The sequence below is a fragment of the Treponema berlinense genome, assembly GCF_052273165.1.
Classification (GTDB): Bacteria; Spirochaetota; Spirochaetia; order Treponematales; family Treponemataceae; genus Treponema_D; species Treponema_D berlinense_A.
This window is the reverse complement of sequence record NZ_DAVZIU010000033.1, coordinates 1-18,243: the sequence shown is the minus strand read 5'-3', so window position 1 is coordinate 18,243 and position 18,243 is coordinate 1. Positions and strand designations below refer to the sequence as shown.

Here is an 18,243-nt window from a genome sequence, read left to right as displayed (position 1 = left end):
TTCCGCTTCGCTTCCACCCGCCGACAATTGCTTCGCAATTCTCGTTTATTTTACGTCGGCAGCGTTTTCCGCTGCCTCAAGAGTATTGGCGGGATTCCGCTTCGCTACAACCCGCCGACAATTGCTTCGCAATTCTCGTTTATTTTACGTCGGCAGCGTTTTCCGCTGCCTCAAGAGTATTGGCGGGATTCCGCTTCGCTACAACCCGCCGACAATTGCTTCGCAATTCTCGTTTATTTTACGCCGGCAGCGTTTTCCGCTGCCTCAAGAGTATTGTACATAAGCATGGCGATTGTCATTGGGCCTACGCCACCTGGAACTGGAGTTATAAAGCTTGCTTTTTCTTTTATTGCTTCAAAATCAGTATCGCCAATCAAGCGGAAACCGCTCTTCTTTGTCGCATCTGGAATTCTGTTTACGCCTACATCGATTACAACCGCTCCTTCTTTTACCATGTCGGCAGTTACTGTATGCGGATGTCCAGAAGCGGCAACAATAATATCAGCCTGTTTTACGATTTCTGCCATGTTTTTTGTTCCAGTATGGCACATTGTAACTGTACAGTTTGTTTCGCGTCTTGCAAGCAAAAGAGTTACAGGTTTTCCGACAATATTTGAACGTCCAATCACAACGGCATGTTTTCCAGAAGTTTCGATTCCCATTCTCTTGAGCAAAACAATAATTCCGTGCGGTGTGCAAGGCAAAAATGCCTTTTTTCCAATTACCATTTTTCCAACATTCACTGGATGAAAACCATCAACGTCTTTTTCAGGACTAATTGCCATAATCACCTTATCTTCATCAATGTGCTTAGGCAAAGGCAACTGAACCAAAATTCCATGAACAGAACTGTCTTTGTTCAGCTTGTCAATCAAAGCCAAAAGTTCCTCTTCTGTCGTATTTTCTGGTAAAATTTCGGAGCGGTCGGTCATGCCGGCTTCTGCAAGTGCCTTGCGTTTTCCAGTTACATAACTTACTGATGCAGGATTTTCTCCAACAAGAATAACGGCAAGACAAGGCGTTATTCCTTTTGCCTTTAATGCGGCAACTTTTTCTGCAACACCAGCACGAACTTCAAGCGCAATCTGTTTTCCATCAATGATTTGAGCACTCATTTTTTACCTCCAAAAACTCCGTAAAATTTTTCGTAACCTAGCGGCACAAAGACGGTTTTTGTACTGTTAATTAAATATTGAAAAAAAAGCCTTATTAGGTTAATCTTTTCGGTAAAACTATATATATTTTTTAGCAATTTTTCTATTAAATTTGGAGCATAAGATGAAAAAATTCATTGCAATTTGTTGCACTGTTTTTTTATTTTCAACTGCGGTTTTTTGTCAGGAACAAGACGAAGATGATGACAGATTTGCCGTTGAATATAGAATGAACGAACCTGGCGATCAATTCATAAATATTGGACTTATGGTAACATTTCCGCTCAATTTCGGCGGCGATTTTCCACTCTACCGCGAAGGTCAGCTTTCGACTGGAGGAGCTGGAACAATCGGTTACCACAGATTTTTAACTTCATGGTTTGCAGTTGGTCTCGATGTAAGTTTTGGATACAATCCGACAATCGGCGAAAATATGTTCACTTACGTACCGTTCGTATTTTGCTTTACCGTACAGCCAACTATAAAAAAATTTGAATTTCCAATCACAATGGGAATCGGAGCGGCTGTCGAAAGTTATCTTAACCGCACGTATTTTCCAGGACTTACACTCAAACCAGAAGCAGGAATTTTTTACCGCGTAACTCCAAGCTGGTCGTTCGGCATAAAAGGAAATTTTATGTATCTGCCTCAGTGGTATGAAGATTCAGAAAACAACGACCACGGCAATTTTTCTTCTGTCGTAATAGCAGCAAGATACCACTTCTAAAAAACGGAAATAAAAAAAATGAAAAAACTTTTAAAAAGCATAATTTCAGTATTTATATTTTCTGCCATCTCAGTTTTTACTTCATGCAACGGTGTAGTTTTTGACACAATCCGCGAAGAAGTAAAACTTTCGGACGCACAGATTCAAGGTACGGTTCATTCTCTTATCCGCGTAACCGACAAATCTGATTCAAAAGAATATCTTTATTTGTCGGCAAACCCTGTAGTATGGAAAAAAGATATAACCAAAGCCGTAAAAAATAACGGAACATACGTGGCAGACGCAACTGATCCGACAGACTACACAACTTCCGAACACGGACATTGGCTCACGACTTCAAGACCAGGCAATAATTATGTAAGACTTGCCGCAAACCGCAAGGGAGAAATCTATTCTCTTTCGTCAATTGTAAAAGAAGTTACAAACGACGGCGAGATGGAAGAAATTTCAAGAGAATTAAAATACCTCGACACTTCAAAAAAAGACGCAGTCTGGCAGACTGTTACTTTTGACGATAAATCAATCACAAGCGAAATAAGTTCGGCTTCATCGATTTTCTGTACAAATACTCCAAAAAACAAAAACCGCTACGCTTTTATAAGAATCGATGGAAAAATTTACAAACTCGAGGGCGGAAAAGCAACCTTAATAGAAGAAAGCAGTGAATATAATTTTACGTCTGGCGACAATTTAACTTCAATCTACTCAAGTGCAAACGGAGTTTCAACTTTTGACGGAAGCATCTTCTACTTTACAGACTCTGCCGCAATCACTTCCAACGAATCTTATAATTCAGACGCAACAATGATTTACTACGCAAACAGCACAACAGTCTACTACAGAGCGGTCGGAAATTCAAAATGGACAGCAGTATCTTGCGACTCAAGCGCAATCCGTTCCATTGCCGTTACAAAAGACAAACTTTTGCTCGGAACTACAAGCGGTTTAGACAATACTGCTCTTAGCGAAGGAAGGCCGACAGGTTCTGCGACAACAATCTCTGCAAATGCAACTTCAACCCTGTCCTCTTCGTACATTGTTCCGATACTTTTGACAATCGACCCGACAAGATCAGATACAGGCACAGATATTTATGCTGCATCAAATTTTGAAGGAAACCCTTCTAGCACTTCTGCTACACGCAAAAATGCAAGTTTGTGGTCTTATTATCCATCAAGGACAAAGTGGAATCGCGAATAGATTTATGCTAAACTCTCTTTATGAGTGATTTGTTTGACGCTTCTAAAACACAAAAAGAACCTTTGGCTGCAAGGCTCCGTCCCAGGAATTTGGACGAATATATCGGTCAGGATCATATTGTCGGAAAAGGCAGACTCCTGCGCCGTGCAATTGCAGCCGACCAGTTAACCTCTGTAATTTTTTACGGACCGCCTGGCTGTGGAAAAACAACTCTTGCAAGAGTAATTGCAAATCACACAAAATCAAACTTTATTACGCTAAATGCCGTTTTGACTGGAGTCGCGGAAATTCGCTCAGCAATAAAACAGGCAGACGATTATTTTAAACTTTACGGAAAACGTACAATTCTGTTCGTTGATGAAGTTCACCGATGGAACAAGGCTCAACAGGACGCTCTTTTGCCTTGGGTAGAAAACGGAACTATTATTTTAATCGGCGCAACAACAGAAAATCCGTTTTTTGAAGTAAATAAAGCCCTTGTTTCGAGAAGTCGTGTCTTTCAATTAAAACCGCTCACAAAAGATGACCTTTTTAAAGCCGCAAATTTTGCCTTAAACGAAGTTGAACGCGGATACGGACACTGGAACGTCGAATTTGAAAAAGGCGCTCTTGAGCATCTCGTGGACACTGCAAACGGAGACGCACGCTCTCTTTTAAATGCATTGGAACTTGCCGTAGAAACAACGCCAGAAAAATGGGACCCTTTCAACGCAAATCCTGTTCCAGCCTGGGGTTCGACAATTTTTATTTCAAAAGAAACCGCAGAGGAATCGATTCAAAAAAAAGTTGTTCTTTATGACCGCGACGGCGACTATCACTACGACATAATTTCCGCATTTATAAAATCATTGCGCGGAAGAGATCCAGATGCGGCAATGTACTGGCTTGCAAGAATGGTGCGCGCCGGAGAAGATCCGCATTTTATTTTCAGGAGAATGTTGATTTCTGCCTGCGAAGACACAGGATTAGCAGACCCAAACGCAGTCTGCATTGTCGAAAACTGCGCCCAGGCTTTTGACCGCGTCGGGCTTCCAGAAGGACGGTATTTTCTGGCTCACGCAGCGCTCTATCTTTCGACCTGCCCAAAATCGAATTCGAGCATGGCATTTTTTGACGCGCTTTCGAGCGTTGAAAAAGAAGATGCCGAAGTTCCAAACCACTTAAGGGATTCTTCGCGCGATGCAGAAGGCTTTGGACACGGAAACGGATACCTTTATCCGCACGCTTACCGCGACCACTGGGTTGCGCAGCAGTATCTTCCGTCGGAACTTGTCGGAAGAGTCTTTTACACGCCAACATCCCAAGGATACGAAGCAAAAATAAAAGAAGACGTCTTGAGCCGCCGGGAAATTCAGATTTCTGCAATTTTGGAAGGAATTGAACCCGAAAAACCAGAATCTGACGTTTCGTGCGGAATGCATCCTCTACCTCATTTTGCAACAGACTTTGACAATCCAATCGGTGAATGGTGGATAAATAAAAACTTTGACAAAAGCTCGACCACAAAACCAGAAAATCTGACTTTTACTCCAAAAAACGAGCGCCGTGAAACAGCTCTCGACCGTGCGGACAAATCCTGGAAAAGCAGGCTCGACTCCAATCGGGCGGAAATTCTTACGACGATCCGCAACGCAATGATTCAACTGGCAGATTTGAGCCGGCACACAAGAAGCCTTGTCTGGAATGCGGACGACGGACTTTTAATTTGGGAAGTAAGCAGAAAAACTCCAGAAGGCGTAACGGCTGGACTTTGTTCAAACCTGCGCGGACTTGAAATTCTTGAACAATATGGCCGCACACTGGACGATTTGGACCGCCCTGTTTTAAAACTCCGACCGGAAAGCCTCGAAAATTACCTGAGCATGCAGGTTTTTGCAAAAATTCTTGAAGAATACAACGAAAACGGAATGATTTTTGACAGGATTTTCTTTAGAGATCCATTTAACTGCCAGGACAGTGTGGACGTTCTTGCAAGCGCACTCAAAAATCTTCCGCAAAACCTTGTAGCAGACGGACAGCAGATTGTAATTTCACAAAGAATTCCTTCAAAAGGACAGAAAATCTGGGAATTGATTTACAACCAGATTCTGACAGAAAGCACAAGAAACGCTTACGAAGGAATCTTAAAAAAAATGGAAAATGCCGAAAAAGAATTTTTTGGCAACGAAGAAAATCCACTTTTTGCCTGGAACGAAAATTCAGTAAAAGCCGCCTTTGAAGAACAGGGATTTTGTGTAAAATCTGCAACAAAAGTGATTACAGAAAAAAGGCGGATTACAGAAACAGAAATAAACCGCTGGTTCGATGCAGAAAACTCTTCTTACGGTTCGGCAATGGCAAGAGAAATCGGAACGGAAGATTTGGCAAAAATCAAAAATCTTTTGACCGCTGCCTGCCAAAACACGCTTTTTAACTGGAATACGACAATTGAATTTTTGACGGTAAAAATTCAGGCAGACACAGCGCAAAAAAAAGGTCTTTAAGTTAGGAAGATTTTTTGATATATTAGAAAAGCGTTAGTGCATGGAGTTGTGGCAAAGCCAGCCACCGCAGGGAGCGCAACTTTGTTGTGCGACCGAGGAGGCCGAGGGTTACCGAGCAACGTAACGCACGCCCCGAACGCAAGTGAGGGAACGCCCATTTTACAATATTTTTTTTGGAGAAAACGATGAATTTTATTTTTTTAGGACCTCCAGGAGCTGGAAAAGGAACTCTTGCAAAGGAAGCAGCAAAGGCTTTTAACATTCCACACATTTCGACAGGCGACATTTTCCGCGAAAACATTAAAAACGGAACTGAACTTGGCAAAAAAGCAAAGGCGATTATTGACGCTGGCGGTTTGGTAAGCGATGAAATTACAATCGGCCTTGTAAAAGATAGACTTTCTCAGCCAGACACAGCAAACGGTTATATTTTGGACGGTTTCCCACGCACAATTCCTCAGGCAGAAGCACTCGAATCTTTTGCAAAAATCGACGCTGCCGTAAACTTCGATATTGCAGACGAAGCTGTTGTTGAACGTCTTGGTGGTCGCGTATGCTGCAAAGACTGCGGACAGATGTACCACGTTAAGTTCAATCCGCCAAAAGTTGAAGGAAAATGCGACAAATGTGGAGGAGAACTTTACACCCGCGACGACGACAAAACAGAATCAATTCAGAACAGACTCATAGTTTACAGAAAATCTACTGCTCCGCTCATTGATTTTTACAAGGAAAAAGGAAACCTCGTAGACATCGATGCGCGTCCAGCTCCAGAAAAAGTTCTCGAAGAATTCGAAGCAAAATTTAAAAAATAAATTCCAGAGCGTTTGAGACTCAAAAAAAAATGTAGTTTCTTAAGCTCAAATACTTATTGCCGTACATTTTTTCTGTGCGGCAATAAAAGTTTTAGATATTTTTCAAACAAAAAACCTCCTTTTATGTCTCTTAACTGTAACGAAATCGATTTAATCTTAAAAGAACTGGATTTGACAGGTTCATTTATTCAGGAAATTGTACAACCTTCATTTGATTCTATTGCGCTTTATACTTACAAACCCGGTGTTCCAAAAACAGTTTTTATCTGCTTGGCCGCAGGCGGATGTAGGCTCAACGAAGTAAAAAGAAAAATTCCCAAAAACGAAAAACCTCTGCGTTTTAACGAAATTCTTCGCTCAAGAATAAAAGGCGCAAAAATTACGGAATGCAGACAACTCGGCAAAGAGCGGATTATAAAAATTTCAACATACCGCGAAGGTCCAGTTTACGTAATGCCTGCCGCCCAAGAAAAATTTGCAAAAAAGAAAAAAATCCAGACCGACGAAGACGGAATTGAAGAATTAAATCTTTACATAAGACTTTGGTCAAACGCAGGAAACATTTTTTTATGCAATAAAGAAAATGTAATTTTTGACAGTTTTTACCGACGTCCAGCAAAAGGCGAAATTTCGGGCGAAATCCTCGTTTTGCCGGAAATTAAAAATTTGACGGAAAAAGAAAAATTTGAAGAAGAAAAACTCAGCCTTCAAAAATTTCCAGTCCGCGATTTTAATGAAATTCAAAATTCTTCGGAAAATTTTAAAAGCTTAAAAGATAAAAAAAATAGCGGACAAACCTCGCAAGACCTTTCATTTAACGAAAAAGTCGATCTATTTTATTCTCAAAACGCTTCACGGACTTCGACCGAAAAACTGCTCGAACAGGCAGAAAAATGGTATAATTCACACAAAACGAGGCTCGAAAACGCGCTCGAAAAACTTGAGCAAAAACGAAGCGATTTTTTAAATGCGGAACAATGGAAACACTGGGGAGATTTAATTCTTTCCTACAGCTATATGTTTACAAACGGACAGGCTTCTTCCGGCTACCTCGATTGCGAAGACTTTGAACACGGCAAAAAAGTCCATATTAAAATCGACCCGAAAAAATCAGCGCACGAAAACGCCGCAAAATACTACGAAACTTACAAAAAACAAAGCCACGGTCTCGAAGATTTGGAGCACGACATACTCCTCTCAAAAAAACAAATTTCCGAACTCGACCAAAAATACAATTCAATGCTCGCAGAAAAAAATCCCGTCAAACTCGAACAGCTCCTGCGCAAACAACAAAAACCGCGGCAACAGGAACAGAGCGAACGACCGGGACTTTCTTACGAATTAAAAGGCTGGACAATTCTTGTTGGACGCGATGCCACAGAAAACGATGAGCTTTTGCGCCATTATGTAAAAGGAGCAGATTTGTGGTTTCATACGCGCGATTATCCTGGAGGCTATGTCTTTATAAAGGCAAGGTCAGAAAAAACAGTTCCTCTCGAAATTATGCTTACAGCCGGAAACCTTGCAGTTTATTACTCAAAGGCGCGCAAAAACGCAGAAGCCGACCTCTATTACACACAGGTCAAGCACCTTCGCCGCGCAAAAAACGGACCAAAAGGTCTAGTCCTGCCTTCCAACGAAAAAAACCTTCACATAAAAATGGATTCCGCAATTTTAAGGCAGCTGGAAGAAAATCAGAGCGAATTTTAACTTTCGGGCGTCCGGGCTGACCTTGCCAGGACAGCCCGCCGGGTCTTTGCGTTATAAAATTGCCGCGCAATTTTTCCGTTCAGCCGCGCAAGCGCGTCCGAACCGCTTTCGCGGCTAACAGCCCCTGACGCAATTTTTTTCCACAAAACACAGATTTTTCCAAAATATAGATTACAAAACTTTTTTCTGTTAAACTTAAAAAACATGAAAATCAGCGAAATCTTAAAATCTAAAAAAGTTACTATATCTTTTGAAATTTTTCCTCCAAAAAAACAGGAGGCTTTTGATTCGGTAAAAAAAACTGCGCTTTCTTTAAGTTCTCTCAAGCCGGATTTTATTTCAATAACGTACGGAGCAGGCGGTTCAACACAGACAAACACTTCTGACCTTGCACAGGCTGTCGAAAATTCAGGAACAGCATCTCTTGCCCACTTAACTTGCGTCCGCTCGACAAAAGAGCAGCTTTTACAGACGATTCAAACCCTCAAACAAAAAAACATAAACAACGTGCTTGCATTGCGCGGAGATTTGCCAAAAGACGCTTTTGAAGGCGAAAACCTTTTTCCTTCAGGATTTTTCCACGCTTCCGACCTTGTTTCGCTCTTAAAGCAAAACGGATTTTGTGTAGGAGGCGCATGTTATCCAGAAGGACATCCGGAAAGCGCAAACCGCGACACAGATATCGAAAACTTAAAACACAAAGTCGAAGCTGGAGTCGATTTTTTGACTACGCAGATGATTTTTGACAACGATATGCTTTATTCATTTTTGTATCGCCTCCAGTCCGCAGGAATCCACGTTCCTGTTCTGGCAGGAATTATGCCGATTACAAACGCAAACCAAGTAAGCAAAATGGTCGACCTTTCAAATGCATACATTCCGCGCAAACTCCTGTCTTTTTGCGACCGTTTCCGGAACGACAGCGAAGCTATGAGGCAGGCGGGAATCGCTTATGCCACCGACCAGATTATAGATTTAATTTCAAACGGAATCCGCGGAATTCACATTTACACGATGAACAAACCGGAAATTGCAGAATCAATCGTAAAAAACATCGATTCAATCATAAAAGCTGTAAATAAATAAGTTTTTCTGCAACCTTTAAAAAAATTCCGTGTCTAATTAAAAGAACACATATTTCAATATATTTTTAGGACTAAAAAATGAACTTTTACAAAGATTTCGTTCAGGACGAGACAGTATACACTGATTACGAAGATTTAAAGAAAAATTTTAAACTTAAAATTCCAGCAAATTTCAATTTTGCCTACGACATTGTAGACCGCTATGCGCAAACTGTTCCTTCAAAGCTTGCAATGGTTTGGTGCGACGACACTCTCGAAAGCCATCATTTTACTTTCAGCCAAATTTCGGAACGTTCAAAACAGACTGCCAAGTTTTTGAAGCTCCACGGAATAAAAAAAGGCGACACAGTTATGCTTATTTTGCGCCGCCGCTACGAATTCTGGTTTTTTCTGCTTGCTCTGCACAGAATCGGAGCAATTGCCGTTCCTGCAACAAACCAGCTTTTAACAAAAGACATTGAATACCGGACAAATGCCGCCGAAATCAAAATGATAGTTTCGTACGAAGATGACGAAGTTCAGACAAGAATTGAATCTGCCCTCAAAAATTCACCGACGGTCAAAAATATTGTAACAGTCGGAAAAAATCGCGACGGCTGGCTCAGTTATTACGACGAAATTGAAAATTTCAAAGCTGAAGATTTTGATTCAGAAAGCGACCGCCCGACAGAAAACAGCGACACAATGCTCGTTTACTTTACTTCCGGCACAAGCGGAAACCCAAAAATGGTTCAGCACAACTTTACCTACCCTCTCGCGCACATTGTTACTGCTAAATACTGGCAGAACGTTATGGACGGAGGGCTTCATCTTTCGGTCGCAGAAACCGGCTGGGCAAAGGCTATGTGGGGAAAAATCTACGGACAATGGATCTGCGGTTCTGCGGTAATGGTTTACGACATGACAACTTTTTCGCCGTCAAAAACAATAGAAATTATTTCAAAATACCGAGTTACAACTTTCTGTGCGCCACCGACAACTTTCCGCTTCATGGTTAAAGCCGACATAAAAAAATACGACTTGTCAGCCTTAAAGCACATTGTGACGGCCGGCGAAGCTCTTCCTCCAGAACTTTACGAAAAAGTCTACGAAGCAACAGGTCTCGAAATGCACGAAGCATTTGGCCAGACAGAAACCACTGTTCTTGCAGGGAACTTTCCTGGAATGAAAATAAAACCAGGCTCAATGGGAAAACCGGCTCCTGGCTATGATTTGGAAATTGTCCGGCCAGACGGAACAAGATGCCCTCCAAACGAAGAAGGCTCGATTGTCCTCCACCTGCACGGTCAGCGCCCGACAGGACTTTTTTCCGGCTACTACAAAAATGAAGAACAGACAAAAAAAGTATTTAACGGAGACGACTATTACACCGGCGACGTTGCGTATTACGACGAAGACGGCTACATTTGGTTTATAGGACGCAAAGACGACGTAATAAAAACTTCCGGCTACAGAGTAAGCCCTTTTGAAGTGGAAAGCGTACTTCTTTTGCATCCAGCAATTCTTGAATGCGCGGTAACTGGCGTTCCAGACGAAAAACGCGGCCAGGCAATAAAGGCAACCGTTGTTTTAAACAAAGGTTTTGAACCTACAAAAGAACTAAAACTCGAACTCTTTGAGTTTATGAAGTCAAAGACGGCGGCATACAAACATCCTCGCATAATCGAATTTGTCGAAAACCTTCCAAAAACAATTTCTGGCAAAATCCGCCGCGTAGAACTGCGAGAAAAAAACTGATTTTAAGTGGCGTACAGGCAAAACAACACAGCCTTTTCCTGTTACGCCCATTTAATGTCTTGTTTAATTGAATAAGAACTTTTTTTATGATAAAATTAGTGCCGTTTGTGAGAACCCCTTGCAGAGGCGACACAAATTTAGTTTTTTGTTTTGCAGGAGCTTTTTATGAAGGTCGTTGTAATTGGTGCCCAGTGGGGTGATGAAGGAAAAGGCAAAATCGTTGATTACCTTGCCGAAGATGCTGAATACGTTGTTCGCTACGCAGGCGGTCCAAATGCTGGTCATACAATCGTAGTTGACGGAAAACAGTTTGCACTTCATCAGGTTCCGAGCGGAATTCTTTATCCAAACAAATCTGTATTTTTGGGTGCTGGAATGGTTATAGATCCAGAAGCACTTTTTAACGAACTCCAGATGCTCAAAGACAACAGAATCAACTGGGAAGGACGAGTTTTCATTTCTGACCGTGCGCACATCATTCTTCCACGCTATCGAAAAATGGACAAAGAACGCGATTCTCAGCGCAAACGCCCGATCGGAACAACAGGTCGCGGAATCGGAATCGCATATTCAGAAAAATCACAGCGCGACGGCATTCGTCTTGCAGACCTCGACTGGAAACAGAAAATGGATGAATTTGAAGGCGAAGATTTAGAATTCATCAACAAATACAAAGACCAGCTTATCAAAATGCGCGTTGACCTTACTCAAAAAATGTACGAATACCGCAAAAGCAACATTCTTTTTGAAGGTGCGCAGGGAGCAATGCTCGACATTGACTCAGGAACATATCCTTATGTTTCTTCAGGAGCTTCATGCTCTGCTGGAGCCGCAACAGGGTGCGGAATCGGTCCTCATGATTTAGACAAAATCTTAGGTGTTTTTAAGGCCTACGAAACACGCGTAGGAAACGGTCCTATGCCGACAGAATTCAACGATTCGGACGAAGCAGAAAGCGAGCTTTGCCGCAAAGTACGCGACACTGGACGCGAATATGGTGTAACAACAGGAAGAGCACGCCGTTGCGGTTATCTCGACCTTGTTGCATTGCGCTATGCTTGCCGTGTAAACTCAATCGACAGCCTTGTTTTGACACACCTCGACATTTACGATCCAATGGAACAGATTGAAGCCTGCATTGCCTACGACATCAATGGAAAAATCGTAACAGATTTCCCAGCAAATGTTGAAGACATGGAAAACGCAAAACCTGTTCTCCAGAAATTTACAGGATGGAAAAAATCCCTCAAAGAAATCCGCAAATATTCAAAACTTCCAAAAGAAGCACGCGAATATGTTGAATTTATCGAAGACTACTGCAAAACTCCAGTCGGAATAATCTCCGTAGGATACGAGCGCGATGAAACATTTATCCGCAAAAATCCATGGAAAAAGTAATTAAGTATTGACAACAAAAAATGGGCGTCCAAAGATAAAAATGTCTTTAGACGCCCATTTCATTTTAAATAATCAAAATCTTAATCAACAAAAATTTAAAGAATATATTTTTCTATAAAATCTGCAACACCGTCATCGTTGTTTGTTTTTTCCGTCACAAAATCCGCAATATTTTTTATGTGTTCGTTTCCATTCAGCATTGCAACTCCGTAACCGCATTTTTCAATCATGCTTTCGTCATTCATGCTGTCGCCAAAAGCAAGAGTCGTGCTGTGGTCAATGCCAATAAAAGAAGAAAGCCATTCAATCGCCTCGCCTTTTCCACAATCTGGTGGCAAAATTTCCAAAAAATAAGGTTTGCTCGTAAAAATTACAGCTTTTTCACCAAGGCTGGCCTTCAATTTTTTTTGCAGTTCCTGAATTTTTTCAGGTTCTCCGGGAATCAGCATTTTAAAAAATGAATTCTGGTTTTCGAGCAAAAATTTTTCAAAATCGGGAGCTTCTTCACCATTTAATCCGCACATTTTGACATCACGCAAGGTCCAGTCCGTTTTTTTGCTGTAAAAAACCTTGCCGTCAGAATAAACTTCTGTCTCAAAACCTTCTTTAACAGCAATTTTATGCGCTTCCAAAAGGACTTCGCCACTCACAGTTTTTTTGTAAATCTGAATGCGCTTGTGCATGTCAAAAATAGAGCAACCGTTTATTGCAATTACATATTTTCCGCTTTCCAAGGCAGCAATATTCAGTCTGCTTACAAAAGGCTTGATTCCGTCTTCTGCCCTGCCAGAACACAAAACAACGTAAATTCCGCGCTGGGCGCATCGCTTTAAGACTTCGACGTTTTTGTCGCTTATCTTGCGCTCGTCGTTCAAAAGAGTGTCGTCCAAATCAAGGGCGATAAGATTTACATGCAGTTTTCCGGTATTTTTCATAGCTGTTATTTTCTCCAGGACTTGTCTTACGTTTATATAAAAATCTCGCGAACTTTTGCCTTAAACTGATTTCCGCGATCAAATTCGTTTGTAAACATTCCAAAACTCGTAGAGCCCGGACTAAAAACCACCACTTTTTCGCCAGAACAATTTTTTGACAAAATATCGGCTTTTAGAGACTTAAGCATTTCATCAAGATTTTTAAAAGGTCCGTTAAACGAAATATTCGCCCTGTTAAAATCGCAGATCATCTTGTCGCTGGCACTTCCTTCAAGCATATAAATCGAAGAAGGTTTAAAAGCCGTATTTTTAGAAATCGCATCGGCAACAGGACTCAAATCAAGTCCCTTGTCCGTTCCGCCAGTCAAAAAAACAACAGGTTTTCCAAAAGCCTGGGTTGCTTCCGCCGCCGCTTCTGGCACAGTCGCCGCACTGTCGTTGTAAAATCTAAAGACACAGGAATTTCCCGACTTATATTTGACCGTGTACGAATGAAAAAATTCAAGGCGATGTTCAATTCCGTGCCATTTTCCCAAAATCTCGACAGTCTGCTCTGGAGCAACACCCATAAGCTCAAGAACAAGGGCGGCATTTAAAACATTAAGACGCATGTGTTTTCCAGGAACAACAAGTTCCTTCAAAATTGTGTCAGTTGTTTTTCCGTGCCCTTGCGCATAACGGCTCAAAAGTTTTTCCGGCAGACGGCAGATTCCATTTCCGTTCTTATCCTGCCATACACCAAAAACGCCTTCCGGCAATTTTGACTTAGAATATCTCAAAACCTGGGCCTTTGTCTCTTTTGCAAAAATATTTCCCCAGTTGTCAATCAAAGTTCCGCCATCACAAGCCGCATCGTCATCAAAATCAAGAATCGTAAAGTCGTTCTTAGTCTGGTCAGCGTAAATCAGTTTTTTGTCTGCGACATAGGCAAGCATCGAATGATAAAAATTCTGGTGGTCAGGAATAATTTTCGTAATGATCGCAATGTGAGGTTTTAAAGCCTTTCTTCCGTGCAAGTCGGCAAGCTGCCAGCTCGAAAGTTCAAGCACAACAGGAGTAGTTCCGCTCGTTTTTTCAAGAAAAGTCAGCGGACTTACAGTAATATTTCCGCCAAGGAAGGCTTCAAAACCTGCTTCCCTCAAACCGTAGTAAATTGCGCTCACAGTCGAACTTTTTCCCTTAGAACCGGTAACCGCAATAATCGGAGCCTTAGTAAAATGCAAAAACAGGCTGATGTCCGTTTCAATAGCCTTTGCAGCAGCCAAAAATTTATTTCCGTCGTATTTTACACCTGGATTTTTAATTACACAGTCCGCTTTTTCAAAATCTTCGATTTTATGCTCGCCAAGACGGTATGTAAGCCGACTTTTATCAAGTTCGCGGTCTTCCGAAATCGATTTTATTGTCGGAGCAAGCTGTTCAGCCGTCTTCATGTCCGTAACAAGAACGTAAGCTCCATGTTTAAGCAAAAAACGCACGCTCGCTTCGCCACCACCGTTGAGACCAAGCCCCATAACAACAACGTGCTTTCCGGCAATATCCTCGATTTTGTCAAAAAAACAACCTTCCGGATAAATTTTCGGAACCGGAGGAAGAGGTTCGTTCAAATCAGCCATTTTTTGCCTCCAATAAAATTTTTAAGACGGGCGTTCCCTGCCATTTTGGCAGGTCGCGTGTTGCGTGGTTTCATTCCGGTGCAAAGCCCCGGAACGGCACAGCCGCCACTCCACCCGCTAACGCAGAAATTTTTCTAAAAAAATCAGCGCGATGTCTTTAATTTAGAAGCCGCTTCAAATTTTGACAGGGCTTCGTCCATCAAAAGTTCGGTCAGCGCAGTAAAATCAAGACCAAATTTTGCGCACATCTTCGGGAACATTGAAATTTGTGTAAAACCAGGCATTGTATTTATTTCGTTCAAATAAATTTCAGAAGAATCTTTGTCCATAAAAAAATCAACACGGCTCAATCCGCACAAATCAAGCGCGGCAAACGCTTTTTTCGCCAAATTCCGAATTTCTTCCAGCTTATCTTCTTCGAGCCGCGCAGGAATCAAAAGCTCAGCGCCGTCAGGATCATTGTACTTTGCATCATAATCATAAAAATCATGCTTAGGAGCAATTTCTCCAGGACCATAAGCCGTCAAAACCTCAAAGTTTTTCTGTCCATCACAGATTGTAGGATTTCCAGTTACAGAACATTCAATTTCGCGGGCGTTTACAGCCTTTTCAATAAGAATTTTATCGTCCCAATTAAAAGCATCAATAATTGCGCTATTCAAATGACGCAGGTCAACGGCAAGATTAGCTCCGTCAGACGAACCTGCAGAACAAGGTTTTACAAACATCGGAAAACCAAGCTGTTTTTGGGCATTTTCCAAAATTTCATCGTATTTTTTCCAGTCAGCAAGCTCGCTTCTTCTTACGCAAATTCCAGGAACAACAGGAATTCCGGCATTTTCAAGCACAGCCTTTGTTTTTTCTTTGTCCATCGTAATTGCAGAACCCAAAGGACTACATCCGACGTAAGGAACGCCAATCATTTCAAAAAGCCCTTGAATCGTTCCGTCTTCGCCAAAAGTTCCGTGCAAAACCGGAAAAACCACATCGCACGAAATTTCGCATCCGTTTACGACAAAGGCTCTTTCCTTTCCGCCGCCAGGAATTGCAAAAACCTCATTTTTTTTATCTTCGGTTATTTCAAAATGAGATTTTTCATCGTTTCTGATTCTTTCTAGCTCAGTTTCCGGCTGCAAAAACCATTTTCCAGTCTTTGTAATTGCAATCAGAGTGATTTTATGTTTTTTGTCGATATTTCTAACAACAGAAGCCGCAGAAACCATAGAAACCTCGTGTTCGCCAGACTTTCCGCCGTAAATAACAGTCACATTCATTTTTATTTTTTAACTCCTCTAATTCGCCTTGTAGCCCATTTCTGCAAGGGCCTTTTTTGCTTCAGAAATTTCATCGTAAGGATGAGGACCGTCTTTATAAATGATTGAATTTTCATGGCTTTTTCCAAGCAAAAGAACAATGTCGCTTTTTTGGGCCATTTTAAAAGCCTGACGAATTGCCGACGGACGGTCAGCAGTTATAAACAAATCCTTATTCAAAACTTTACCTTCTTTTTTTGCACCAACAGCAATCTGCTCAAGAAGAGCAACACTGTCTTCACCACGCGGATCTTCATCGGTTAAAATCACAACGTCGCAAAAACGAGCAGCAATAGCGCCCTGCAAAGGACGTTTTTTTAAATCGCGCTCACCGCCAGAACCAAAAAGACTTATAATTTTTCCAGAAGCGCGTCTTTTTAACGGTGGAAAAATAGTCTCAAAACTAGAAGGAGTATGGGCATAGTCTACGATAACTTCAAAAGGCTGGCCTTCATCAATTTCCGTCATGCGGCCTTTTACAGGCACAAGTTCAGGAACCTTTTCTGCAACTTTTTCGAGCGGAGTCGAAGTCAGACGGCTCACGGCAATCAAAGAAGCCATAATATTGTATGCGTTAAAAGCACCAGGAAGAGAAGCCTTGATATGAATTACGCCTGCGGCAACAGGTTTTGAATTTTTATCGACAAGATTCGGCTCAACAATGCTAAAAGAAAGCCCATAGGCCGCGCTCGCAATGTTACGGCCAACAAGATAAGGAATGGAAGGAGGAAGAGGAGGAAGAGGCTTTTGTTCTTCAAGACCAGCAACAGCCTGTTTTCCGGCCTTGCCTTCCGTTGTAAAACCAATAACCGGCTGTTTTGTAGCTTTTATAAAGAAAGAGGCAGATTCGTCCTCGAGATTTACAATTCCAAAAGAAGGAACAGTAACTTTTTTTCCGAGAATAGTTTTTTGGTGAGAATTTTCATCAAGTTTTCTAAAAAGATTAGCCTTGTCGTCGCGATACTGCTCAAAAGTTTTATGAAATTCAAGATGCTCGAGAGTAACGTTCATAAAAACGCCACAGTCAAAATCAATATTTCCAGTGCGGTTGAGCTTAGGAGAAAGACCATGGCTTGAAGTTTCTATTACAGCATATTCACAGCCGTTCTGAACCATCTGAGCAAGATAATTTTGAATTACAGGAGCTTCAGGAGTTGTAGTATGCTGAGGATTAGCAAGAGCTTCATCGCCAACAGAATATTGAACGGTAGAAATAAAGCCAGCCTTATGACCGTTAAGACGCAAAAGCTGCCAGATAAAACTTACAGTTGAAGATTTGCCTTCAGTGCCAGTAACACCGATAACGCCGAGTTTTTGAGAAGGATAATCAAAAAAACAGGCTGCAACAGGCGCCATAACCTTACGGCTGTCCTTTACGCGCAAAAAAACAGGTTTATTCTTGGAATTTTGAAGGGCGTCCTGAATTTCCAAAGCCGTTTTTTCATCAAAATCGTCCTGAAAAATAACAGCCGTCGCACCTTTTTTAATGCAGTCACTGATAAAAATATTACCAGTAGTATGAGTTCCTGGAAGCGCAAAAAAAAGCGACCCAACAGAAACATCGCGACTGTCAAAAGCAAGGTTAGAAATTACACAGTCCGAAGAAAGAATACATCCAGTTTTTCCGTCACCTTCCACGGAAATATAGTCAAAAGAGCCTAAAAGCTCCGAAAGATTCTTAGCCATAATATTTTATTTTACCGCTAAGAAATGGTTTCTTCAATGGGAAAAATAAAGAGAGCCAGGGCAAAAAAAAGCTTCGGCAACAAAATGTTACCAAAACCGTCGACAAAAAAACTTTTGCTATACTGCTGGAAAAACACAGCTTGCTGCAATGATTTTTGCCAAACTTACAAAACAAACAGTATTACGAAGCCTTGAAAATTATCAATTTATTTCAATTAAAACCGCCGTTTTGTCAATAAATTATCAAAAAATTAACCAAAATCCGTCAATTTTATTAAATTATTTCTTGACATAATTTTAGTCTAACTGTATATTTATTTACATAAGGAGGTAATAAATATATGAACGAACACGATTTTGGTTATAATTTAAAAAAAATCCTCA

The 18,243-nt window shown here is 41.4% G+C and carries 13 protein-coding genes; 8 read left to right on the top strand and 5 right to left on the bottom strand.

Going from position 1 to position 18,243, the window contains the following annotated elements; translation table 11 throughout:
* Positions 1 to 233: 233 nt before the first annotated feature.
* Positions 234 to 1,115: a bifunctional methylenetetrahydrofolate dehydrogenase/methenyltetrahydrofolate cyclohydrolase FolD gene (gene folD / locus ACT6XC_RS08900; RefSeq protein ID WP_443738104.1), complete on the bottom strand. Its 882-nt coding sequence runs from the start codon at positions 1,113 to 1,115 to the stop codon at positions 234 to 236.
* 163 nt (positions 1,116 to 1,278) lie between these two features.
* Between folD and ACT6XC_RS08895 the strand changes: the two genes are divergently transcribed.
* The 8 genes from ACT6XC_RS08895 (at position 1,279) to purA (ending at position 12,309) form a co-directional block, all read left to right on the top strand.
* On the top strand, positions 1,279 to 1,881 hold the full coding sequence (locus ACT6XC_RS08895) for a TP0733 family outer membrane beta-barrel protein (RefSeq protein ID WP_443738105.1): 603 nt from the start codon (positions 1,279 to 1,281) through the stop codon (positions 1,879 to 1,881).
* 18 nt (positions 1,882 to 1,899) lie between these two features.
* A complete protein-coding gene (locus ACT6XC_RS08890; RefSeq protein WP_443741541.1) occupies positions 1,900 to 3,081 on the top strand; it encodes a hypothetical protein in 1,182 nt (393 codons plus the stop codon).
* Between the two features lie 20 nt (positions 3,082 to 3,101).
* Positions 3,102 to 5,564 (top strand): AAA family ATPase, encoded by a 2,463-nt coding sequence (locus tag ACT6XC_RS08885; RefSeq protein ID WP_443741540.1) that lies wholly within the window; start codon positions 3,102 to 3,104, stop codon positions 5,562 to 5,564.
* A gap of 185 nt (positions 5,565 to 5,749) precedes the next feature.
* Positions 5,750 to 6,379, top strand: coding sequence for an adenylate kinase (locus tag ACT6XC_RS08880; RefSeq protein WP_443738108.1), 630 nt, complete (start codon positions 5,750 to 5,752; stop codon positions 6,377 to 6,379).
* 123 nt (positions 6,380 to 6,502) lie between these two features.
* A complete protein-coding gene (locus ACT6XC_RS08875; protein WP_443741539.1) occupies positions 6,503 to 8,089 on the top strand; it encodes an NFACT RNA binding domain-containing protein in 1,587 nt (528 codons plus the stop codon).
* A 204-nt stretch (positions 8,090 to 8,293) separates the two neighbouring features.
* A complete protein-coding gene (metF, locus tag ACT6XC_RS08870) occupies positions 8,294 to 9,175 on the top strand; it encodes a methylenetetrahydrofolate reductase [NAD(P)H] (protein WP_443741538.1) in 882 nt (293 codons plus the stop codon).
* 77 nt (positions 9,176 to 9,252) lie between these two features.
* A complete protein-coding gene (locus ACT6XC_RS08865; protein ID WP_443741537.1) occupies positions 9,253 to 10,911 on the top strand; it encodes an AMP-binding protein in 1,659 nt (552 codons plus the stop codon).
* A gap of 165 nt (positions 10,912 to 11,076) precedes the next feature.
* A complete protein-coding gene (gene purA / locus ACT6XC_RS08860) occupies positions 11,077 to 12,309 on the top strand; it encodes an adenylosuccinate synthase (RefSeq protein WP_443741536.1) in 1,233 nt (410 codons plus the stop codon).
* A gap of 95 nt (positions 12,310 to 12,404) precedes the next feature.
* Here the strand turns inward: purA and ACT6XC_RS08855 are convergent, their stop codons facing one another.
* The 4 genes from ACT6XC_RS08855 to ACT6XC_RS08840 form a co-directional block, all read right to left on the bottom strand.
* Complete coding sequence (locus ACT6XC_RS08855; RefSeq protein WP_443741535.1) at positions 12,405 to 13,244, bottom strand: Cof-type HAD-IIB family hydrolase; 840 nt, start codon at positions 13,242 to 13,244, stop codon at positions 12,405 to 12,407.
* Positions 13,245 to 13,276: 32 nt separating this feature from the next.
* Positions 13,277 to 14,860, bottom strand: a complete 1,584-nt coding sequence (gene murD / locus ACT6XC_RS08850) for a UDP-N-acetylmuramoyl-L-alanine--D-glutamate ligase (protein WP_443738113.1) — start codon at positions 14,858 to 14,860, stop codon at positions 13,277 to 13,279.
* A 143-nt stretch (positions 14,861 to 15,003) separates the two neighbouring features.
* Positions 15,004 to 16,134, bottom strand: a complete 1,131-nt coding sequence (locus ACT6XC_RS08845) for a D-alanine--D-alanine ligase family protein (protein WP_443741534.1) — start codon at positions 16,132 to 16,134, stop codon at positions 15,004 to 15,006.
* 18 nt (positions 16,135 to 16,152) lie between these two features.
* Positions 16,153 to 17,859 carry a Mur ligase family protein gene (locus ACT6XC_RS08840; RefSeq protein WP_443741533.1) on the bottom strand — a complete coding sequence of 569 codons (1,707 nt, stop codon included), beginning with the start codon at positions 17,857 to 17,859 and terminating at the stop codon, positions 16,153 to 16,155.
* Positions 17,860 to 18,243: the final 384 nt, after the last annotated feature.